This window comes from Pseudomonas sp. BF-R-30 (assembly GCF_019956175.1).
Taxonomy (GTDB): Bacteria; Pseudomonadota; Gammaproteobacteria; order Pseudomonadales; family Pseudomonadaceae; genus Aquipseudomonas; species Aquipseudomonas jessenii.
Map to the genome: position 1 here is coordinate 16557 of NZ_JAHBDE010000010.1, position 22251 is coordinate 38807.

General features: G+C 58.6%; 17 protein-coding genes. 7 read left to right on the forward strand and 10 right to left on the reverse strand.

Features of this window, described 5'->3' with window-relative positions; all coding sequences use genetic code 11:
* Window positions 1–21: 21 nt before the first annotated feature.
* Window positions 22–735: an autoinducer binding domain-containing protein gene (locus KGB20_RS06415; RefSeq protein ID WP_154910665.1), complete on the reverse strand. Its 714-nt coding sequence runs from the start codon at window positions 733–735 to the stop codon at window positions 22–24.
* Between the two features lie 306 nt (window positions 736–1041).
* On the opposite strand from KGB20_RS06415, the gene KGB20_RS06420 reads away from it, so the two are divergent.
* The gene (locus tag KGB20_RS06420) at window positions 1042–1818 is read left to right on the forward strand and encodes a ferredoxin--NADP reductase (protein WP_223532178.1); all 777 of its coding nucleotides are present in this window, start codon (window positions 1042–1044) and stop codon (window positions 1816–1818) included.
* A 194-nt stretch (window positions 1819–2012) separates the two neighbouring features.
* Here KGB20_RS06420 and mscL read toward each other — a convergent pair whose 3' ends face one another.
* Complete coding sequence (gene mscL / locus KGB20_RS06425) at window positions 2013–2426, reverse strand: large-conductance mechanosensitive channel protein MscL (protein WP_150813502.1); 414 nt, start codon at window positions 2424–2426, stop codon at window positions 2013–2015.
* Window positions 2427–3067: 641 nt separating this feature from the next.
* Here mscL and radA point away from each other — a divergent pair.
* Entirely contained in the window at window positions 3068–4435 is a 1368-nt protein-coding gene (gene radA, locus KGB20_RS06430; protein ID WP_154910666.1) for a DNA repair protein RadA, read from the forward strand.
* Between the two features lie 131 nt (window positions 4436–4566).
* Here the strand turns inward: radA and KGB20_RS06435 are convergent, their stop codons facing one another.
* Window positions 4567–4935, reverse strand: coding sequence for a PilZ domain-containing protein (locus KGB20_RS06435; protein WP_150813500.1), 369 nt, complete (start codon window positions 4933–4935; stop codon window positions 4567–4569).
* Between the two features lie 160 nt (window positions 4936–5095).
* On the opposite strand from KGB20_RS06435, the gene KGB20_RS06440 reads away from it, so the two are divergent.
* The 3 genes from KGB20_RS06440 (at window position 5096) to yjiA (ending at window position 8509) form a co-directional block, all read left to right on the forward strand.
* A complete protein-coding gene (locus KGB20_RS06440; protein WP_090451508.1) occupies window positions 5096–7162 on the forward strand; it encodes a carbon starvation CstA family protein in 2067 nt (688 codons plus the stop codon).
* A 15-nt stretch (window positions 7163–7177) separates the two neighbouring features.
* Window positions 7178–7375: a YbdD/YjiX family protein gene (locus KGB20_RS06445; protein WP_007895266.1), complete on the forward strand. Its 198-nt coding sequence runs from the start codon at window positions 7178–7180 to the stop codon at window positions 7373–7375.
* A 162-nt stretch (window positions 7376–7537) separates the two neighbouring features.
* Entirely contained in the window at window positions 7538–8509 is a 972-nt protein-coding gene (gene yjiA / locus KGB20_RS06450) for a GTPase (protein ID WP_154862160.1), read from the forward strand.
* A 122-nt stretch (window positions 8510–8631) separates the two neighbouring features.
* Here the strand turns inward: yjiA and KGB20_RS06455 are convergent, their stop codons facing one another.
* The 6 genes from KGB20_RS06455 to KGB20_RS06480 form a co-directional block, all read right to left on the reverse strand.
* A complete protein-coding gene (locus KGB20_RS06455; RefSeq protein ID WP_150813499.1) occupies window positions 8632–9312 on the reverse strand; it encodes a GntR family transcriptional regulator in 681 nt (226 codons plus the stop codon).
* Between the two features lie 25 nt (window positions 9313–9337).
* The gene (locus KGB20_RS06460) at window positions 9338–10042 is read right to left on the reverse strand and encodes a FadR/GntR family transcriptional regulator (protein WP_150813498.1); all 705 of its coding nucleotides are present in this window, start codon (window positions 10040–10042) and stop codon (window positions 9338–9340) included.
* A gap of 57 nt (window positions 10043–10099) precedes the next feature.
* On the reverse strand, window positions 10100–11413 hold the full coding sequence (locus tag KGB20_RS06465) for a C4-dicarboxylate transporter DctA (RefSeq protein WP_090451504.1): 1314 nt from the start codon (window positions 11411–11413) through the stop codon (window positions 10100–10102).
* A 289-nt stretch (window positions 11414–11702) separates the two neighbouring features.
* Entirely contained in the window at window positions 11703–12266 is a 564-nt protein-coding gene (locus KGB20_RS06470; RefSeq protein ID WP_223509036.1) for a hypothetical protein, read from the reverse strand.
* Between the two features lie 246 nt (window positions 12267–12512).
* Window positions 12513–13766 carry a serine hydroxymethyltransferase gene (glyA, locus tag KGB20_RS06475; RefSeq protein ID WP_150813496.1) on the reverse strand — a complete coding sequence of 418 codons (1254 nt, stop codon included), beginning with the start codon at window positions 13764–13766 and terminating at the stop codon, window positions 12513–12515.
* Between the two features lie 223 nt (window positions 13767–13989).
* Window positions 13990–17838 (reverse strand): EAL domain-containing protein, encoded by a 3849-nt coding sequence (locus KGB20_RS06480; RefSeq protein WP_154862162.1) that lies wholly within the window; start codon window positions 17836–17838, stop codon window positions 13990–13992.
* Window positions 17839–18127: 289 nt separating this feature from the next.
* On the opposite strand from KGB20_RS06480, the gene ettA reads away from it, so the two are divergent.
* Window positions 18128–19792: an energy-dependent translational throttle protein EttA gene (ettA, locus tag KGB20_RS06485; RefSeq protein ID WP_090451500.1), complete on the forward strand. Its 1665-nt coding sequence runs from the start codon at window positions 18128–18130 to the stop codon at window positions 19790–19792.
* A 372-nt stretch (window positions 19793–20164) separates the two neighbouring features.
* Window positions 20165–21502 carry an NADP-specific glutamate dehydrogenase gene (gdhA, locus tag KGB20_RS06490; RefSeq protein ID WP_102672636.1) on the forward strand — a complete coding sequence of 446 codons (1338 nt, stop codon included), beginning with the start codon at window positions 20165–20167 and terminating at the stop codon, window positions 21500–21502.
* Here gdhA and KGB20_RS06495 read toward each other — a convergent pair.
* A complete protein-coding gene (locus tag KGB20_RS06495; RefSeq protein WP_057713229.1) occupies window positions 21499–21993 on the reverse strand; it encodes a GreA/GreB family elongation factor in 495 nt (164 codons plus the stop codon). The two genes, gdhA and KGB20_RS06495, sit on opposite strands and share 4 nt — an antisense overlap.
* Window positions 21994–22251 lie beyond the last annotated feature (258 nt).

Genomic DNA, 22251 nt, shown 5'->3' on the forward strand with positions numbered 1-22251 from the left:
TTTTCCCGCAGCCGGGCGCTTTCAGATGGCTCCGGACCGGGCCGCGGCAATGACGGCCGCAATCTTGTTGTTGACGCCGAGCTTCTCGATAGCCCTCTGCACATGAAAGTTGATTGTGCGTTCACTCAAACTGAGGATCCTGGCAATTTCATAGGCCGTCTTGCCATCGGCTGACAGTTTCAATACTTCGAGTTCCCGCCGTGACAAGGGGGGAGCCTGGGGGCGAGCCGGTTTTATCGGTTGCATCCCGAGCGCCAGCGCGTGCAAATGGCGGCTGATGAACACCGAGAATCCAAGATGCTCGTACAACTCATAGGCTGAAATCGGGCAGTGGCTTCTGGCCAGGCTGAGAATACTGCGCAGACCGGTTTCAGAATCGTGGATCGCCTGGGACCAGCCATGCTGCAAACCGTGTTGCTGCAGCAACTGCCATAGCCATGGCGTCCTGGAAAAAAGCTCCTCGCTCCAGAGAACCGGCAGCGTTGAATGATTGCAATGAGCCACTATCGGATCTATTTGCGTGGCGTTGTTTTTTTCATATTGAGTGTTCCACTCATGGGGGAAGTTATTCAGGTTCACCGCACTGGTATCGACTCCGACTGAGTTCGAAGTAATTGAAAAGCCACAAAATTTATATCCAAGGTTTCTAGCGAAGTTTAGCGCGATTCGATAGGCGGTTTTGATCTCTTGCGTGTGTGACAATTGCTTGAGTTGTGACTCCTTCCAGATTTCCATACAAGGGTCTCTCCATCACCGTTTCTTCTGGGTGCGATCTTGGATCCAAGATTCGGCACGTCACGAAGTGTAGGATAATTCCTACGGTAATGGTGCGACAATTTTGCTCTTTTAACTGTTGGAAAAGTGTATTTCAGGTTCTTAGGCAATCGATGGGATATAAAATGCCATATGTCATTTTATAATGATGGGTGTGTGCCGCATTTGGTAAGCAGTCACTAGTGCGGATTAATGTCACTACAAACTGTCGGTGGTTACGCTGCTTTCTTTGCGGGACACTGGGGTATCTTTCGATTGGAGCCTTCCATGTCCGTCAGTGAAGAAAAATTTATCCGTCAGACCTTGCTTGAGGTTCATCCGCTGACCCAGAGCCTGTTTACCTTGCGTGCCACCCGGGATGCAGGGTTTCGTTTTCGGGCGGGGCAGTTTGCCCGGTTGGGCGTCACCAAGGCTGACGGCAGCACGGTATGGCGCGCCTATTCCATGGTGTCCTCGCCCTTTGACGAGTTCCTCGAGTTCTTTTCCATTGTCGTACCGGGCGGTGAGTTCACCAGCGAGCTGAGCCGACTGGGTGTTGGCGATGCATTGCTGGTCGACCGCCAGGCCTTCGGTTATCTGACGCTGGACCGGTTTGTCGATGGGCGTGATCTGTGGTTGTTATCCACAGGCACGGGTATCGCGCCGTTCCTGTCGATACTCCAGGATTTCGAAGTCTGGGAGCGATTCGAGCGGATCATTCTGGTCTACAGCGTTCGCGAAGCCCGGGAACTGGCGTATCAGGAGCTGATCGCAGGGCTGGCGAAGCGTGATTATCTGGCGGAGTACGCCCATAAACTGCAATTGATCACCACGGTCACTCGTGAGCAGCATCCCGGCTCATTGAACGGGCGGATCACCACGCTGATTGAAAACGGCGAACTGGAGCGGGTCGCGGGTGTTGCGCTGACGCCTGAGCATTCACGGGTCATGCTGTGCGGCAATCCGCAGATGATCGATGATACGCGCAAGCTGCTTAAACAGCGGGACATGCACTTGAGCCTCAGCCGGCGACCTGGTCAGGTGGCGGTGGAAAATTTCTGGTAAAAAAAAGGCGCCTCGAAGGCGCAATGCCTGTCAGTTAAGCCCCGGACATTGTGGGAGCGAGCTTGCTTGCGATAGCGGACCGTCAGTCACCCCTTGTGTGACTGTCCAACCGTCATCGCGAGCAAGGTTTACGGTGCTTAAACGCTTAACTGACTGGCATTCGCCTCGAAGGCGCTGTTTTTTTGCTAATGCCGTCAAGGCCGGTTGTTCTGGGCCTTGAGTAAGTCGCGGATCTCGCCCAGCAACTCTTCTTCCTTGGTTGGAACCGGCGGCAGGCTAGGGGCCACGGCCTCTTCGCGCTTCAGGCGGTTGATGACCTTGACGCCCATGAAGATCGCGAGAGCGACGATGACGAAGTCGATGATGGTCTGGATGAATTTGCCATAGGCGAGCACCACCGCCGGAATCTCGCCCTCCGCTGCCTTGAGCGTTATGACCAGATCACTGAAGTCCACGCCACCGATCAGCATCCCGATTGGCGGCATGACCAGGTCACCGACAAACGAGGTAACGATCTTGCCGAAGGCCGCACCGATGATGATGCCGACGGCCATGTCGACCACGTTGCCTTTGACCGCGAAGGCCTTGAACTCATTTAGCACGCCCATAGGTTATTTCCTTGTTACAGATGAGGTTGATGAACGCAGTGTAAATCAGCAAATCGCATTCTGCTTGAATCAACTGCCTGCCGTGCTTGCCAGCAATCGACACCGGGCGGTGTAAAAAAATTCACCGATTGATCTCATCTGTGGGCGGCCGGGCCTTGCGCGATGTTTTGCATGTGATGTTTTTTCAGCGATATGGTTTCGTTTGTGTGAGCAAACCAAGGTTGAGGGAGGCCATCCCTGAAGCGAGACGTTAAAGTTAATCGGGTAGTCAGTGGTCAGGGGCGGTATTGATATTGATTGCAGTTGTAGCGATATTAACTGTTTCGTTAGTTTTGGGGGCTAACAAGTAGCGTGCTTCCCTGAATTAATCACTGTGCTCTGTGTGAGTGTTTCAGAGTTGTGCATTAAGTGTGCAAATGAATAAAGTTTGTATAAGTTTTAAGGTTGTCCAGGCGGCATGTTCTTAGAGCTTGTTGATTATATTGGACTAAAAACTTATACAAGGTTTTGTTTGGCGGGTGTTTATCAATATACCTGATTTTTTATGTGGGTATTTGTAATCATAAAAAGGGTAGCGAAGTATCCGGCCGTACTCGCGCGCTTGAGCTGAGCTATCATCGCGTTTTTTTCCGGGAGTTCCGATGGCCAAGGCCAAGCGCATGTACGGCTGCACCGAGTGCGGCTCAACCTTCCCCAAATGGGCCGGCCAGTGCGGTGAGTGCGGAGCCTGGAACACGCTCACCGAAACCATGGTGGAAAGCGGCGGGGCAGCCGCCCCCAGCGGTCGTACCGGCTGGGCAGGCCAGCAGGCGCAAATCAAGACCCTGGCCGAAGTCAGTGTCGAAGAAATTCCGCGCTTCTCCACCGCTTCCAGCGAGCTCGACCGGGTTCTGGGGGGTGGTCTGGTGGATGGCTCGGTGGTGCTGATCGGTGGCGATCCCGGCATCGGCAAGTCGACCATTCTGTTGCAAACCTTGTGCAACCTCGCCAAAAGCATGCCGGCGCTGTACGTCACCGGTGAAGAATCCCAGCAGCAAGTGGCCATGCGTGCGCGGCGCCTGGGGTTGCCCCAGGATCAACTGCGGGTCATGACCGAAACCTGCATCGAAGCCATCATTGCCACGGCCCGTCAGGAAAAGCCCAAGGTGATGGTGATCGACTCGATCCAGACGATCTTTACCGAGCAACTGCAATCGGCACCGGGCGGTGTGTCCCAGGTGCGTGAGAGCGCAGCCTTGCTGGTGCGTTATGCCAAACAGAGCGGGACGGCGATTTTCCTGGTGGGCCACGTCACCAAGGAAGGCGCGCTGGCTGGCCCTCGGGTGCTGGAACACATGGTCGACACCGTGCTGTATTTCGAAGGCGAGTCCGACGGGCGCCTGCGTCTGCTGCGGGCGGTGAAGAACCGTTTCGGTGCAGTCAATGAGCTGGGTGTGTTCGGCATGACCGACAAGGGCCTGAAGGAAGTCTCCAACCCCTCGGCGATTTTTCTGACCCGTGCCCAGGAGGAAGTCCCGGGTAGCGTGGTGATGGCAACCTGGGAAGGCACGCGGCCGATGCTGGTGGAGGTACAGGCGCTGGTGGACGACAGTCACCTGGCCAATCCGCGTCGGGTCACGCTGGGGCTGGACCAGAACCGGCTGGCGATGTTGCTGGCGGTGCTGCATCGTCACGGTGGCATTCCGACCCACGATCAGGACGTGTTTCTCAACGTGGTCGGCGGGGTCAAGGTGCTGGAAACGGCGTCCGACCTGGCGTTGATGGCGGCGGTGATATCCAGTTTGCGTAACCGACCGTTGCCCCACGATCTGCTGGTGTTCGGTGAGGTCGGGCTTTCCGGTGAGGTGCGTCCGGTGCCGAGCGGTCAGGAGCGATTGAAGGAAGCCGCCAAGCACGGGTTCAAGCGGGCCATCGTGCCCAAGGGCAATGCGCCGAAAGAGGCGCCGGCCGGGTTGCAGATCATTGCCGTCACGCGTCTGGAGCAGGCGTTGGATGCGTTGTTCGAGTAATCTGCAGGGGAAACACAAACCCTGTGGGAGCGGGCTTGCTCGCGAAAGCGGTGTGTCAGTCAACAGAGATGCTGAATGTAACGGCCTCTTCGCGAGCAAGCCCGCTCCCACACTGGATGGATGCCGGGCGGTCAGACTTCGATCAGGGCACCCAGTTCGCGCTCAAGCTCCTGCTGGTCGCCCAGGTTGAGCTCGATCAATCGCCGCAGGCGCTCGATGGACTCCAGACTGATGTGCAGGCAAACAAAGCCGAGTTGGCCATGGTCGTCGTGGGCCAGTTGCACATCCATGGTGATGTCGGCTTCTTCGCTCAGATGAATGTCGACCAGAAAATCCTGCTGCGGATTGCCCTGCCAGTGTTCGGGTCGTTCAATCAGCAAGCCCTTGAGCGACAGGTCAATCAACTTCACCGGCCAAGTGGACTCCCCCTGACTCAGCTCGGTTCGGGCATCGAACGCTATACGTTTGAAGCGGCGACGTTCGGCAGGGTACTCGCTCATGGCGCGATCCTCGGAAATGTACGCTGACTATAGACCCGCATGATCAAAGGCTGCCAGCGCGTGCAGGTGTCCAGACCAATGTCGGGCTATGGTCATTGCCGTCAGGAGAGCTAAACTCGGGATTGCTGTCTTTCTTGTCCACTCTGGCTGGAATAATAAAATGAAAAATAATAATAGCCCGCTACGCCATTTGCCTTGGCTGGTGCTGGCAATCGTAGGTGCGTGTGCGCTGGGTGTCGTGGCATTACGCCGAGGCGAGGCAATCAACGCCTTGTGGATTGTGGTCGCTGCCGTGGCCATCTATCTGGTCGCCTACCGCTACTACAGTCTGTTCATCGCTAACAATGTCATGCAACTCGATGCGCGACGGGCCACTCCCGCTGTGCTCAACAATGACGGCCTGGACTACGTGCCGACCAACAAGCACATTCTTTTTGGTCACCACTTCGCGGCCATTGCCGGCGCGGGGCCTTTGGTCGGCCCGGTGTTGGCGGCGCAGATGGGCTACCTGCCCGGCACGCTGTGGCTGATCGCCGGCGTGGTGCTGGCCGGTGCCGTGCAGGACTTCATGGTCCTGTTCATGTCCACCCGCCGCAACGGTCGTTCCCTGGGCGACATGGTCCGTGAGGAAATGGGCCGCATCCCCGGCACCATCGCACTGTTCGGCTGCTTCCTGATCATGATCATCATCCTCGCGGTGCTGGCGCTGATCGTGGTGAAGGCCCTGGCCGAAAGCCCTTGGGGCATTTTCACGGTGATGGCGACCATTCCGATCGCGATGTTCATGGGCATCTACATGCGCTACATCCGCCCGGGTCGCATTGGTGAAATCTCGGTGATCGGCGTATTGCTGCTGCTGGGCTCGATCTGGCTGGGCGGGCAGATCGCTGCGGATCCGGTGTGGGCCAAGGCCTTCAGCTTTACCGGTATCCAGATCACCTGGATGCTGATCGGTTACGGTTTTGTGGCGGCGGTATTGCCGGTGTGGTTGATCCTGGCGCCTCGTGACTATCTGTCTACCTTCCTGAAAATCGGCACCATCGTTGCCCTGGCCATCGGCATCCTGGTGACCATGCCCGAGCTGAAAATGCCGGCCCTGACCCAGTTCGTCGACGGCACCGGCCCGGTATGGAAGGGCGGTCTGTTCCCGTTCCTGTTCATCACTATCGCCTGTGGCGCGGTGTCGGGTTTCCACGCGCTGATTTCCTCCGGCACCACGCCGAAGCTGCTGGATAACGAAACCAACGCTCGCTACATCGGTTACGGCGGCATGCTGATGGAATCGTTCGTAGCGATCATGGCCATGGTTGCCGCTTCCGTGATCGAGCCTGGCGTGTACTTCGCCATGAACAGCCCGGCGGCCGTAGTCGGCGGTGATGTGGTGGCCGTTGCGACAGCCGTCAGCAACTGGGGCTTTGCGATTACCCCGGAAGCACTGCAAGCGGTGGCCCACGACATTGGTGAAACCACTATCCTGGCCCGTGCCGGTGGTGCGCCGACCCTGGCGGTCGGGATCGCGCAGATCCTGCACAGTGTTCTGCCGGGCGAGAACACCATGGCGTTCTGGTACCACTTCGCGATCCTGTTCGAAGCGCTGTTCATCCTCACCGCAGTCGACGCCGGTACCCGTGCCGGGCGCTTCATGCTCCAGGACTTGCTCGGCTCCTTCGTCCCGGCGCTCAAACGCACCGAATCCTGGACCGCCAACCTGATCGCCACCGCCGGCTGCGTGGCGATGTGGGGCTGGTTGCTGTACCAGGGTGTGATCGATCCATTGGGCGGCATCAATACCCTGTGGCCACTGTTCGGTATCTCCAACCAGATGCTGGCCGGTATCGCGCTGATGCTCGGCACCGTGGTACTGATCAAGATGAAACGCCAGCGTTATGTCTGGGTCACCATGTTGCCGGCGGTATGGCTGTTGATCTGCACCACGACGGCGGGCTTCATCAAGCTGTTCGACGCCAACCCGGCGATCGGCTTTCTGGCCCTGGCGAAGAAATACAGCGATGCCTTGGCCAACGGCCAGATCCTCGCCCCGGCCAAGGACATCACCCAGATGCAGCACGTGATCTTCAACGCCTACACCAACGCAACGCTGACTGCGCTGTTCCTGTTCGTGGTATTCAGCATCCTGTTCTATGCACTCAAGGTCGGCATTGCTGCCTGGGGTAAAAAGGAACGTACGGACAAAGAATCGCCATTCCAGGCGCTGCCGGATGCGTAACCAGAGGATTGCAGCATGTTCAATGACTTGAGTCGCCTCGGTAAATACCTCGGTCAGGCCGCGCGCCTGATGGTCGGCATGCCCGACTACGACAACTACGTCGAGCATATGCAGACCAAGCACCCGGACAAACCGGTGATGAGCTATGAGATGTTCTTTCGGGAGCGTCAGGAAGCCCGTTACGGTGGCAAGGGTGGGCCGAAGTGCTGTTGATCCGGTTGTCGGATTAACAGCCATACCTGTGGGAGCGAGCTTGCTCGCGATGGCGGACTGTCAATCAACAGTGATGTTGAATGTTAAGCCTCTATCGCGAGTAAGCTCGCTCCCACATTTGTTTTGTGTTGTTTTTTCACTGTGTGAAAAAGGAGATCCAGTTTGTCCTCTCCCATCCCGGTCACAATCCTCAGCGGCTTCCTCGGCGCCGGCAAGACCACTTTGTTGCGTCACCTGCTCAAGGCCGAGCACGGCCTGAAAATCGCCGTGATCGAGAATGAATTCAGCGATGCCGGTATCGATACCCAGTTGTTGGGCGATGAGCCGGTACAAGTGATGACACTGTCCAACGGCTGCGTTTGCTGCACCATCCACACGGACCTGACCAAAGCGCTTTATCTGTTGCTCGAGCGTCTGGACCAGGGCGACATCGCCTTCGACCGCCTGGTGATCGAATGCACCGGCCTGGCCGACCCGGCGCCCGTGGCACAAACCTTTTTCATCGACGAAGAGTTGCGCGAGCGCTATATCCTCGACGGCATCATCACCCTGGTCGACGCTGCACATGCCGACTTGCACCTGACCCAGACCATCGCCCAGGCGCAGATCGGTTTCGCCGACCGCTTGCTGGTGAGCAAGCGTGACCTGGTGGACGAAGCAAAATTCACCGCGTTGAGCGAGCGCCTGACCCGTATCAACCGACGCGCCCCGATCCGGGTGGTTGACCATGGAAAGATCGACCTGGCCGAATTGCTCGACGTGCGCGGCTTCAACCTCAACGCCGACCTCGGTGGCGGCGTGAGTTTGCGCCCGGTCAGCCAGGTCCCGTCCATCGACCGCATTTCCAGCCTGGTGCTGCGCACTGAAAAAGCGCTGGATATCGACAAGCTCAGCGAGTTCATGAACGAGTTGCTGGAGGAGCATGGCAAGCAGTTGCTGCGCTACAAAGGCGTGTTGAACATCCTCGGCGAATCGCGGCGCATGGTGTTTCAGGGGGTGCTGAAACTTTATGGTTTCGACTGGGATACCGAGTGGGCTGAAGACGAAGTGCGCGAGAGCGTGATCGTGTTCATTGCCGATGACTTGCCGGAGGAAAAGATTCGCGAGGGATTTGCGCGGGTGGCGGCGGTCTGAAGTTTTATGGCGTCTGTGAGGACGCCATCGCGGGCAAGCCCGGCTCCCACAGGTTTCTGGTTGAACACAAAGTCTGTGCTTGGCCTCGAACACTGTGGGAGCGGGCTTGCCCGTGATGCGATCTAGCCGGCAACACAATGTTCACGGGGTGTATTGAGCAGTGTCTGCTCCAGATGATCCAGATGCCGGTTTATCAGCATGACCGCTGTCGCAGCATTTCCACGTTCAACAGCATCAACAATCGCCAAATGCTCCTGCCACGCGCAAAAACTGTGCGTCTGCTCCTCACACTGCGCAATCGCCAATGACGTCAGCGGCACCAGACTGCCAAGAAAATGCGCCAGCGGTGCATTTCCAGCCATTTCGGCCAACTGCAAATGAAACTCTCCCGACAAACGAATCGCCTGGCCACGCTCGGCGCATTGACGCTCGTTATCGACCAGTGTCCGCAGGCGCTTCAAGTCTTGCGCGCATGGCCGCTGACACGCCAGCCGTACCAGCATGATCTCGGCCAGACGCCGGGCATGCAGTGTCTGCCGGGTCTGTTCGGCATCAAGTTCGGCGACGCGGGGACGATGGTTGACTCGAAGGATGATGATTTGCTGGTGGGACAGTCGCGTCAGCACATCACGCATGTCGCTGCGCCTTGCACCGAACATCTGCGCCAGGCTTTCTTCGGTAAAGCGACTGGCTGAATGGATGCGCTGCTCGAAAATGGCATCGAGGACTCGCGAATACAGATCATCCACCGAAGGGCGGACGGGCAGGGTAGCGAGCGTTTGTGGCGAAGCGAAGCTGTTCATGGCCAATCTCCAGATCGAAGAGGTTTCAACTGCCGAGGTTGTCTTCCGGGATGTTCAGTTCGATGCCCATGCGCTGGCCTTCGCGCAAAATGTGCCGACGCATCTCGGCGCTGGCCTGGGCGCTGTTCTTGCTGCGGATCGCCCGCACCACGGCTTCGTTTTCTTCAAGGCGTTCAGCCAGGTGCTCCGGGGAGTTGCGCAACACTTCGGCGCTTTGCTTGAGGGCATTGCTGGTTTGCTGGACCACGCTCTGGAAGATCGGGTTTGACGTCAGCGTGAACAGCTCTTCGTGGAACGCGATGTAGGCGCTTACGCCGGCTTCACTGTCATTGGCCTCCAGGGCTTCACGCATGTCCATCAGGGTCAGGCGCAGTTGCCCGACTTCCTTGCTGCTGATCGACTGCGCCACGAGGCCGACGATGAATGGCTCCAGGGTGTAGCGCAGTTGCAGCACGTCCTCCAGGCTCGCGGCGGCCACCGCGCTGTCGTAGGGCTGCTCATCGCTGAGACTGGCCTCGAGTACGACGACGCCTTTGCCCGGCATCGAACGCACCAGGCCAAGGGTTTCCAGGACGATGACCGCTTCACGCAGGCTTGGGCGGCTGATACCCAGTTGTTCGGCCAGCTCGCGTTGCCCCGGCAGCATTTCGCCGGAGCGCCACTGACCACGGGCCAGTGCGGCCCGAAGTTTTTCTACGACTGAATTGACGACCGTTGAGGTGGTAATCACTGTGTGCTCCATGGATAAAGGCAGGGGAGCCCGCCATCTGGCGGGCTCCCACATGATTCAAAACTCCTGCTGATGCGCCGGCGCGACCGGTTTTTTCGGCTGGAAGGTATAACCCATCTGGCCGGAAAGCACCTTGTTCGCACGCTGGATATCGATGTCCTTCTCCCAGCGGGCGATGGCCACGGTGGCGACACAATTGCCGATCAGGTTGGTCAGCGCGCGGCCGATGCCCATGAACCAGTCCACCGCGAGCACCAACACCAGGCCGACCACCGGAATCGCCGGGATCGCCGTCAAGGTTGCCGCCAGAATCACCAGTGCCGATCCGGGAATCCCGTGGGCACCTTTGGAGGTGATCAGCGACACCAGCAAAATGGTCAGCAGGTCAGTCATGGCCAACGGCGTGCCGGTGGCGTTGGCGATGAACACGATAGCCAGGGTCAGGTAGATCGAGAAACCGTCGAGGTTGAACGAGTAACCCGTTGGAATTACCAGCCCCACCGTCGAACTGCCGATGCCCAGATGTTCGAGCTTGCGCATGATTTGTGGCAGCACGGCGTCGGACGAAGCGGTGCCCATGACGATCAGCAACTCTTCGCGCAGGTACTTGAGCAATGGCCACATCTTCAAGCCGGAGAGGCGCATCACCAGGCCGAGAATCAGGGCCACGAAGGCCACACAGGTCAGGTAGAAGAGGCCGACCAGGTTGCCCAGGTGTTGCAGCGAGTCCAGGCCATATTTACTGGTGGTGAAGGCGATCGCGCCGAATACGCCGATCGGTGCCAGTCGCACGATCATGCCCATGATGCGGAAAATCACGTGGCTGAGTTCATTGATCAGGCGCGAAATACCCGATGCCGCCTCGCCCACCAGATTCAGTGCACTGCCGAACAGCACGGAGAACAGCAGGACCTGCAGGATGTTGTTATCGGCAAAGGCACCGATCACCGACGTCGGAATCAGGTCCATCAGGAACTGTGTGGTGGTGTGCATGTGCTGGCCGCGCTGGGCAATGTCGCCCATGTCGGCTGCGGAAAGCTGCTCCAGGTGAATGTTCGCACCGCTGCCGATGCCGGTGCTGAAGGCGAACACCAGACCGATCACCAGGGCGATGGTGGTCAGCACTTCAAAGTAGATCACCGATTTGAGGCCGATACGGCCGACCTTCTTCAGGTCGCCGGCACCGCTGATGCCGCTGACCACTACGCAAAACACAATCAAGCCAATGAGCATTTTGATCAGCTTGATAAAACCGTCACCGAGCGGTTTGAGCTGAGCGGAGTATTCGGGAAGGGTCAGCCCACAGACGATGCCGAGCACCAGTCCGAGAACCACTTGGAGGAAGATTGAACGCGAGCACCATCTGAGCATGGGAGGAATCCTGGTCGGCGTCCTGGCTGCCGTGTGCGGAGCACATCAGATTCAGGACTTAATTATTGTGGTCTTACCGGTATGTCCAGTGCAGGCTCAGTCTATGGTGTGTTTTTGGCTATCCGCAAGCAAAAAATCGAAAATTGGCATGACCGGTCTTACCAGTTGTTCGCCGGGCCCCGATCTTGAGCGGTTTTGCGAACAAAAAAAATCGGCAATGGATGCCGATTTTTTTGTCCGGGGTGCTCCACCTGATGTCAGCCTCATGGGTTTACTTTCAAGGTGTTTTTCAGGACTTTGTATGAGGTACTTTTCTTTCAAGAATGCTCAGAATGAAAGTTATTTTTGAGCGTTCCTCCGTGCGGGCCAGGTAAACATAAGGCGAGCCTCTAAAAGTTTGGCCACCCACATATTTATTATCTTCAGTTACAAGCGAAACAGGTATGTGAGTGGGAGTAGTATTATCCAGGGTTATCGGTCTGTTTTTGTGGTCAATAAGGGTGAAGGTTGTCGGATCGTCATCGTCTGAATCTACCGCGCCCAAAACATTAAGCCAACTTTCGCTTATAAGCTTGTTGTAATACTCTCCCGAGTTTTTTATGGACAGTACATAGCCATTGGCCGTGTACCGAAAATGCAACTTCAGTGGGTGGACCGAACCGCCTTGCTCGTTGGGGCGGATGCCGAGCAGGCGAGAGTGATCAAGGGTTTGCGGTTTGCCGGTAAAGAATCCTCCGCTGAACATATGTACAGTGGCCAGTGCCGGTTTTTCATAAAGAAGTTCAAGAAGGTTAAGTTTGTGATCGAACATTCTAAGCGTAGCGATAAAGGACTTTTCAATAGAGTTGCTCATTATGAAGCCTGCTATTTTAGTGTGAAGGGTTGTGCTTTGATGCAGGGTTCAGATTAAGCATTTTTGATAGTGCTTTGGTGTTGTGTGTGTTGCAGGAAGTTGGAGGGGGAAGTGTCTGGTGATGAACTTTGATCGCTGGTAACAACGGTTGTCGATTTGTTGGTTCGCACTGTTTGTGAATGTCGCAAGCAAAAAAAACCGGCCATCTCTGGCCGGTTTCTCATGACTGCGGTTTAGCGGGGCTGATTAAGCACCGTATACCGGCAGCTTCTTGCAGATAGCCTTGACCTTCTCACGAACGGTATCGATCACCGCTTCGTTGTTCAGGTCAGCCAGGATGTCGCAGATCCAGCCGGCCAGTTCCTTGCACTCAGCTTCCTTGAAGCCACGAGTGGTCACAGCCGGGGTGCCGAAGCGCAGGCCGGAGGTGACGAACGGGGAGCGTGGGTCGTTTGGCACGGAGTTCTTGTTCACGGTGATGAACGCTTTGCCCAGAGCGGCATCGGCGTCTTTACCGGAAATTTCCTGCTTGATCAGCGACAGCAGGAACAGGTGGTTCTGAGTACCGCCCGACACTACGTCGAAGCCGCGCTCGATGAACACGCCGGCCATGGCCTGGGCGTTCTTCACCACTTGTTGCTGGTAAGCCTTGAACTCAGGCTGCAGCGCTTCCTTGAAGCAGATCGCCTTGGCCGCGATCACGTGCTCCAGCGGGCCGCCCTGGGCGCCCGGGAATACCGCGGAGTTCAGCTTCTTCTCGATGTCGGCGTTGGCGCGAGCCAGGATCAGGCCGCCACGTGGACCGCGCAGGGTCTTGTGGGTGGTGGTGGTCACCACGTCAGCGAATGGAACCGGGTTCGGGTAGACGCCAGCGGCAACCAGGCCGGCCACGTGGGCCATGTCGACGAACAGGTAGGCACCTACCTTGTCGGCGATTGCACGGAAGCGCGGGAAGTCGAGGATCTGCGAGTAGGCAGAGAAACCGGCCACGATCATTTTTGGCTTGTGCTCAACGGCCAGGCGTTCGACTTCGTCGTAGTCGATCAGACCGTTGGCGTCGATGCCGTACTGGATGGCGTTGTACAGCTTGCCGGAGGACGAAACGCTGGCACCGTGAGTCAGGTGACCACCGTGGGCTAGGCTCATGCCCAGGATGGTGTCGCCGGCCGACAGCAGGGCCAGGTAAACGGCGCTGTTGGCTTGCGAGCCAGCGTGCGGCTGAACGTTGGCGTAGTCGGCGCCGAACAGCTCTTTGGCGCGGTCGATAGCCAGCTGCTCGACGATGTCTACGTACTCGCAACCACCGTAGTAGCGCTTGCCCGGGTAACCTTCGGCGTACTTGTTGGTCAGTACCGAGCCTTGAGCTTCCATCACCGCAGGGCTGGTGTAGTTTTCCGAAGCGATCAGCTCAATGTGCTCTTCCTGGCGCTGAGCTTCTTGCTCCATGGCGGCAAAGAGATCGGCGTCGTACTTGGCAATAGTCAAATCACGGCTGAACATGGCGGTCCTCAAGGATCGGGGGCGGAAAAGGGGGGCATTCTAACCTAATGGGTTTTAGATGGCATATGAAACGGCATCATGTCGCAGACAAGTGGTGTTCATGCGGGGATTAGCGGTGATCGTGCCGGCCTCTTCGCGAGCAAGCCCGCTCCCACAGGGGAATGCATTCCAAAATGTGGGAGCGGGCTTGCTCGCGATGAGGCCAGTTGCCGCGCCGCAAATCTCAATCGAACATGAACAGGGCATCATTGCTGAACTGCCCTTCGAACCGGCCCGCCGGCATCGGCCGACCGAACAGATAACCCTGTACCTCGTCGCAACCGTGCTCCCTCAGGAAATCCAGCTGCTCATGGGTCTCCACGCCTTCGGCGATCACCGCCAGGTTGAGGCTGTGGGCCATGGCAATGATTGCCCGGGCGATTTGTGCATCCTGCTCGCCGCTGGGCAGGCCATCGACAAAGGTGCGGTCGATCTTCAGAACGTCGATCGGGAACTGCTTGAGGTAGTTGAGCGATGAGTAACCGGTACCGAAATCGTCGACCGCAATGCTCAGGCCGAGATTTTTCAGGCCGTCGAGGATCTGCATCGCCTCGCTGACTTCGCGCATCAGGATACTTTCGGTCAGTTCCAGTTCCAGGCACGCCGGCGGCAGGCCGGTTTCCTTGAGGATGGTGGCGATACGCGTACCGAGCTGGCCGTCGGAGAACTGTCGCGCCGAGATGTTCACCGACACCTTCGGCACCCGTACCCTGGCCTGATGCCAGGCCTTGAGTTGACGGCAGGCTTCGCTGATCACCCAGTCGCCGACATCCACCACCAGCCCGAGCTCTTCGAGCACCGGAATGAAATCCCCCGGCGGCACCAGCCCGCGGCGTGGATGACGCCAGCGCAACAGTGCCTCGGCACCGGTCAGGCGCTTGCCGTCACCGCTGAACTGCGGCTGGTAATACAGCACGAATTCGTTCTGTTCCAGGGCATGGCGCAAGTCGCTTTCCAGCTCCAGACGTTCCAGCGCGCTGGCGTTCATGTCCGCCTGATAGAACTGGAAGTTGTTCTTGCCACGCTCCTTGGCGTGGTACATCGCAGTGTCGGCATTCTTCATCAACTGGCTGAGTTCGTTGCCGTCCTGCGGACTCAGGGCGATGCCGATACTGGCGGTGACGAAGAACTCGCGGCCTTCGAGCACGAATGGTTTCACCAGGCTGGCGAGAATCTGTTCGGCCACATGGATCGCCCGGTTCAGGGCGATTTCACGGTTGGCTCGCGGTTGCAGGAGCAAGGTGAATTCGTCACCGCCCATGCGCGCCACGGTGTCGTCATCGTCGACGCAACCGAGCAGGCGCGTGGCCATTTCCTTGAGCATGCGGTCGCCGGCGGCGTGGCCCAGGGAGTCGTTGATCGGCTTGAAACGGTCGAGGTCGAGGAACATCAGCACCACCCACGACTTCTGCCGTTCGGCCGATTGCAGTGCAGTGTGCAGGCGATCCTGGAACAGTGAACGGTTGGGCAGGTGGGTCAGGGCGTCGTAGTAGGCGAGGCGGTGAATCCGTTGCTCGCTGGCCTTGCGCTCGCTGATGTCGCTGAAGAAACACACATAACTGGCCAGGTCGCCTTCGTCGTCGAGTACGGCGGTGATCCCGACCCAGGCCGGGTAGTGCTCGCCGTTGCGACGCTTGAGCCAGACTTCGCCTTCCCAGGTGCTGTGCTGGCCCAATTGCTTGAGCACGTAACGCAGATGGGCTTCTTGCTGGTCGTCGACGGTCAGCATGTTCGGCAGTTGGTCGAGGACCTGCTCCACGGCGTAACCGCTGACACGACTGAAGGCTTCGTTGGCCTGGACGATGTAGCCGGCCGGGTCGGTGATCAGGATCGCCGAGGTCGAGTGTTCGAATACCGTGGCGGCCATGCGCAGGTCTTTTTCGGCCCGGCGTTGCTGACTGATGTCGCGGCCGACGCCGAGCACGCCTTCGAACGTACCGTGTTCGTCCCAGACCAATACCAGGCGCAGTTCGATCGGGATCTTGCGCCCGTCGGCCCGCAGGCAGTCGAACAGGAACAGTTGGGTTTGCACCTGGCTGCGCAACAGCGCCAGTTGGTCCGGTTGATCCAGCGCTTTGCTGACCCGGTCCATCAGGTGGTAGATGCCGGTCAGCTGTTGTGGGTTGGCGATGGTCGATTGCCAGCCATTCTGGAAAATCCACTCGGCGTCGTAGCCCAGCACTGCTAGTACCGAAGGGCTGACGTAATTGAGGTTAAGGCGGCTGTCGGTGGAGAAGATCACGTCGCTGATGCTTTCGGCAAGCATGCGGTAGCGCTGCTCGCTGTCGCGCAGCGATTCGCTGGCTTCGATCTGGTCGGTGATGTCCTTGGCCACGCCGATGATCCGCGTGACCTGGTCGTCCTTGTCCCGCGCCAGTGCCTGCTCGCGAATCTCGAAGCGTCGCCACTGGCCGTCCCGATGGCGGAAACGCAACTGGCACTGCATCAACTGGCGATAACCGGCCTGGCGCTGGATCTGGCGAGAGCGGTGGTAATAGTCGGCGTCTTCGGGATGCAGGAGGATTTCCCAGAAGTATTCGCCCATCTGGTGCAGTTCGGTGCGGTTGTAACCCAGGGTCTGGCCCAGATGGTGGTTGCTGTAGATCATGCGCTGGCTGATCACATCCTGCACATACAGATGATCCGGCACGGTGCGCACCACGTCCGACCAGAACCCTTCGCGCTCCTGCAGCGACAGCTCGATGAGCTTGCGACTGGTGATGTCAGTGATGCTCAGGATCACTGCATTATAGTCGTCCGGGGTTTGCGGCAGGCACAGCACCAGCCACAGGTGCTGGACGCGGCCGCTGGCGTCCTGCAGCTTGATTTCCAGCTCAAGCTGTTGCTGTTGGTTGAGCATCGCGTCGAGCATCTGGTTGCCGATGGCGGTGCCGTCCTGCGGATTACCGTCGATCAGCAGTTTCCAGGCTTGGTCGGCGCTATCGACATTAAGCAGTTGCAACGCCACCTGGTTGACCTCGGTGATCCGCAGTTCCTTGAGCAATGGCCGGCGTTGCTCCGGGATCGCCAGCCACGCTTGCAGTTGCTCACTGCCCTGCAGTTGTGCCTTGTCGAAAAAGACCTTGAGCCCGGACATATCGAGGACGCACAAGGCCACGCCGGTGCCTTCGAAAATGTCCTGGTAACGCCGGCGGCCTTCATTCAACTGGCGCTGACGCCGGCGCGTGTTCAGCAAGGCGAGGAACGGCAGCATGGAAAACGCCAGGCCCAGCAGACATTTGCCGATGAACGCCGGCAGCAGCTCTTCCAGCACGCGCTGACGGTCGAACAGGCCGCGCAATTGCCAATCGCTGCTGCTCAGCGGAACCGTCAGCACGCTGTTGGCGACATCGTCGTCGGTCAGCGTGCCCGGGTTGACCGAGGGCAGCGCTTCGTCGCGACTGATGATCTGATGATTGATGCGGTTCTCCACCAGCCACAACGGGCGGCCGCCGGCCTCGCGTTGCTTGGTCAGGGACGAAAAGAAGGTGGGCGTCAGGCGCAGGACCCAATAGCCTCGGGAACTGCCGCTGGCCTGATGCAACAGTAAATGCACCACGGAACCGTCGGTGGCGTTGCTGAAGTAGTGCGCCTGGGCGTGGCTGCGGCGTACCAGTTCACCCAGGTAGTTGTTGTCATCGCTGTCGGGAGCGCTGTCACTGATGACTCTTCCCGAGGGGCTGAGCAACGCCAGGCTGCGCAGATCAGGCAGTGACTGTTGCAGCTTGCGCAACAGGGCCTGCAGTTCATCGGCGCCTTGCGGTTGCTCGACGATCGGCAACAGGTTGAGGGCGATCTGCGCGTTGAGCGTCATGTTCAGGCTGACCTGCGCGGCCAGATCGGCGGTGTAGTCGATGGTGTACTGACGCTGGTTCTTCTGGGTTTCGCGCAACTGGTCGAGCAACTGCCAGAACAGCAGGGCCAGCAGCAATAGTACGAGTGTCGCCAAGGTGCCCTTCAAAGTCCCGCGCAGGGGGGAGCCGAGCACTGTGGCCGGCGCACTGGAAATCGGAGGCGGAGGGACAATGGACAAGCTGTAATCCTGCGGTTTGGCTGGACTGGCGCGACATGCACTATAAGCCGGACGCCCGAAGGGCGGCTAGCATGCCTTGAGTTGTGGCGAAGTGCCAGCCCCTGTCCGTCGGCTGGACTGCCACCGGTCATTAAGGTAGCTTTGCGGGTTACGCGGGAGCGTTCCAGCTCCTAGACTCAGACTTTTTTCAGCGCGCACGTCTTGATCTCCTCAAGCGGGCGACGCGCACAGTCTGGCCGGGCATTGCCTGCGCTCCAATCATTCATCAGTCACTGACCCTAGGTTCTCCATGGCTCAATACGTATTCACCATGCATCGGCTGGGCAAAGTTGTTCCGCCGAAGCGGGAAATCCTGAAAAACATTTCTCTGTCGTTCTTCCCCGGCGCCAAGATCGGCGTGCTCGGCCTCAACGGTTCGGGTAAATCCACGCTGCTGAAAATCATGGCTGGCGTCGACACCGAGTTCGAGGGCGAAGCCCGTCCGATGCCGGAGCTGAACATCGGCTACCTGCCCCAGGAACCACAACTGGATCCGACCAAGACCGTGCGTGAAGTGGTCGAGGAAGCGGTCAGCGTGATCAAGGACGCCCAGGCACGCCTGGACGAGGTCTACGCCGCCTACGCCGATCCGGATGCCGACTTCGACAAACTGGCTGCCGAACAGGCCAAGCTAGAAGCGATCCTGCAGGCCAGCGACGGCCATAACCTGGAGCGTCAGCTGGAAGTCGCCGCCGATGCACTGCGTCTGCCGGCGTGGGATGCCAAGGTTGAAGTCCTCTCCGGTGGTGAAAAACGCCGCGTGGCCCTGTGCCGTCTGCTGCTGTCGGCACCGGACATGCTGCTGCTCGACGAACCGACCAACCACCTGGACGCCGATTCCGTCGCCTGGCTGGAGCACTTCCTGCACGACTTCCCGGGCACCGTGGTCGCGATCACGCACGACCGTTACTTCCTGGACAACGTTGCCGGCTGGATTCTGGAACTCGACCGCGGCGCGGGCATTCCTTACGAGGGTAACTATTCGGGTTGGCTGGAAGCCAAGTCCGATCGTCTGGCTGCCGAATCCAAGCAGCAGTCGGCTCACGAAAAAGCCATGAAGGAAGAACTGGAGTGGGTGCGCAAAGGCGCCAAGGCCCGCCAGTCGAAATCCAAGGCTCGTCTGCAACGCTTCGAAGAAATGCAGTCGCAGGAATTCCAGAAGCGCAGCGAAACCAACGAGATCTACATCCCGGCCGGTCCACGCCTGGGCGACAAGGTCATCGAATTCAAGAACGTCACCAAGGGCTATGGCGACCGCGTGCTGATCGACAACCTGTCGTTCTCCATGCCTAAAGGCGCCATCGTCGGCGTGATCGGCGGTAACGGTGCGGGTAAATCGACCCTGTTCCGCATGCTGATGGGCAAGGAAACACCGGATTCGGGCAGCATCGAAGTCGGTGAAACCGTGCAGCTGGCTTGTGTGGATCAGAGCCGTGAGGACCTGGACGGCAGCAAGACCGTGTTCCAGCAGATCTCCGACGGTTCCGACCAGATCCGCATCGGCAACTACGAGATCCCGTCGCGTACCTATGTCGGTCGCTTCAACTTCAAGGGCGGCGATCAGCAGAAGTTCGTCAAGGACCTTTCCGGTGGTGAGCGCGGTCGCTTGCACCTGGCCCTGACCCTGAAAGAGGGCGGCAACGTCCTGCTGCTCGACGAACCGTCCAACGACCTCGACGTCGAAACCCTGCGCTCCCTGGAAGAGGCCTTGCTGGACTTCCCGGGCGCCGCCATTGTGATCTCCCACGACCGGTGGTTCCTTGACCGCGTCGCGACGCACATCCTGGCGTACGAAGACGACTCGCAAGCGGTGTTCTTCGAAGGTAACTACAGCGAATACGAAGCTGATCGCAAAAAGCGTCTCGGCGAAGCAGCTGCCCAGCCGCATCGTGTACGTCACAAGAAACTGGCCTGATTTCGGGTTGGTTGCATAAAGAGCGGAGCCTTCGGGCTCCGTTTTTTTTGCGCGTTTTTTCAGTGATACCGCGGCGCATTCATCGCGAGCAAGCTCGCTCCCACAGGGTTTTGTGAAGGGCCAAATCTCAATTCAGCAAAAGATCCCCTGTGGGAGCGGGCTTGCTCGCGAAGGCGGTGTTACTGATGGTGCATTGCTCGAATGGTGAATCCCTATTCAGGTGCAGAATGAGTCCAAAAATCGGACTTATTTATATCCTGTGCACCATTTAATTTCATGAATGCGACATTCTGCTCTGTTCCTGTGCGTGAATCGTTTGTTACAGTCCGGCTCAATCTCCTCCAACGACAATAAATTTGCCGAGACTTTTCCATGATCGAATCCGTCGAATCCTTCCTTGCGCGCCTGAAAAAACGCGACCCGGACCAACCCGAATTTCACCAGGCTGTCGAAGAAGTCCTGCGTACCCTGTGGCCGTTTCTTGAAGCCAATCCGCATTACCTGACCTCCGGCATCCTGGAGCGCATCTGCGAGCCGGAGCGGGCGGTGGTGTTTCGCGTATCGTGGGTCGACGATCAGGGCAAGGTCCAGGTCAATCGTGGTTTCCGCATCCAGATGAACAGCGCGATCGGCCCGTACAAGGGGGGCCTGCGTTTCCACCCGTCGGTGAACATGGGCGTCCTGAAATTCCTCGCGTTCGAGCAAACCTTCAAAAACTCCCTGACCTCGCTGCCCATGGGCGGCGGCAAGGGCGGGTCGGACTTTGATCCGAAAGGTAAAAGTGATGCGGAAGTCATGCGCTTCTGCCAGGCCTTCATGAGCGAGCTGTACCGCCACATCGGCGCCGACGTTGACGTACCGGCCGGTGATATCGGTGTCGGCGCGCGGGAAATCGGTTTCCTGTTCGGCCAGTACAAGCGCCTGAGCAACCAGTTCACCAGCGTGCTGACCGGCAAAGGCCCAAGTTACGGCGGCAGCCTGATTCGCCCGGAAGCCACCGGTTTCGGTTGCGTGTACTTCGCCGAAGAAATGCTCAAGCGTCGCGGCCTGGCCGTGGAAGGTAAACGCGTAGCGATCTCCGGCTCCGGCAACGTCGCGCAATACGCGGCGCGCAAGGTCATGGACCTGGGCGGTAAAGTGATTTCGCTGTCCGACTCCGAAGGCACGCTGTATTGCGAAAGCGGTTTGACCGAGGAGCAATGGCTGGCGGTGCTGGAACTGAAGAACGTACAGCGCGGGCGTATCCGTGAACTGGCCGGCCGTTTTGGCCTGGAGTTCCGCGCAGGTGAGCTTCCGTGGAGCCTGAGCTGCGACATCGCGCTGCCGTGCGCGACGCAAAACGAACTGGATGCCGAAGCCGCTCGCACCTTGCTGCGCAACGGCTGCATCTGCGTGGCCGAAGGCGCGAACATGCCGACCACCCTTGAGGCGGTGGACCTGTTCATCGAGGCGAACATTCTGTTTGCGCCGGGCAAGGCATCCAACGCCGGCGGCGTGGCGGTGAGCGGGCTGGAAATGTCGCAGAACGCCATGCGCCTGGCGTGGACCGGTGGCGAAGTGGACAGCAAACTGCACGCGATCATGCAGTCGATTCACCACGCTTGCGTGCATTACGGCGAAGAGAATGGCCGGGTCAACTACGTCAAGGGCGCGAACATCGCCGGCTTCGTCAAAGTCGCCGATGCCATGCTGGCCCAAGGCGTCGTCTAAGTCGGTTCGATACGGATCACTTCAATCAGTTGATCCCCGGCGGGGCGCTGCCACAGCACTTCGTCGTTGAGTCGTGCGCCGAGCAGCGCCCGACCCAGCGGTGAGCTCCAATTGATCAGGCCGTGGGCGGCATCGGCCTGATCTTCGCCCACCAGTTGTACCCGGCGTTCGGTGGCGTGTTCATCGGCGTAGGTCACCCAACTGCCGATCTGCACTTTCTCGGTCGAAGTCGCGGCGGGTACCACCTGAGCGCTGCCCAGGCGCTGCTTGAAGTAACGCAAATCACGTTCGAGATCCGCCAGGCGCTGCTTGTCGGCCTGTTCGCCTTTTGCCGATTGTTCGGCGTGCAGGGATTGCAGTTCGGCGACTTTTCCCTGCAGCAGGTTCAGGCCTTGCGGCGTGACGTAATTGGTCTGCGCGCTGACCTGCCGTTCGACTGGCTGATCGGCTTGCGCGGCGGCACTATCTTCATTGACGAAGGCACGGCTCATGGAATTCTCCCGGTATAGGATTTGGGCCATGGTCGCAGGCAATTGGTTTCACTGGATGTCTGAAAGCGACTTACGGCGAGTGATAGGCCCGGGCGGCGTCCTGATCCTTCTCCGCATACCACCACATCTCACTCTCCCAAGCCGATACGCGACCCATAGATAAAGTCTAGAAGTGGATTCGTCGGGTGGTTGTGAAAGGTGTGTAGGCGTTTTGACGAATACCACTTAACCCCTGTGGGAGCGGGCTTGCTCGCGAAA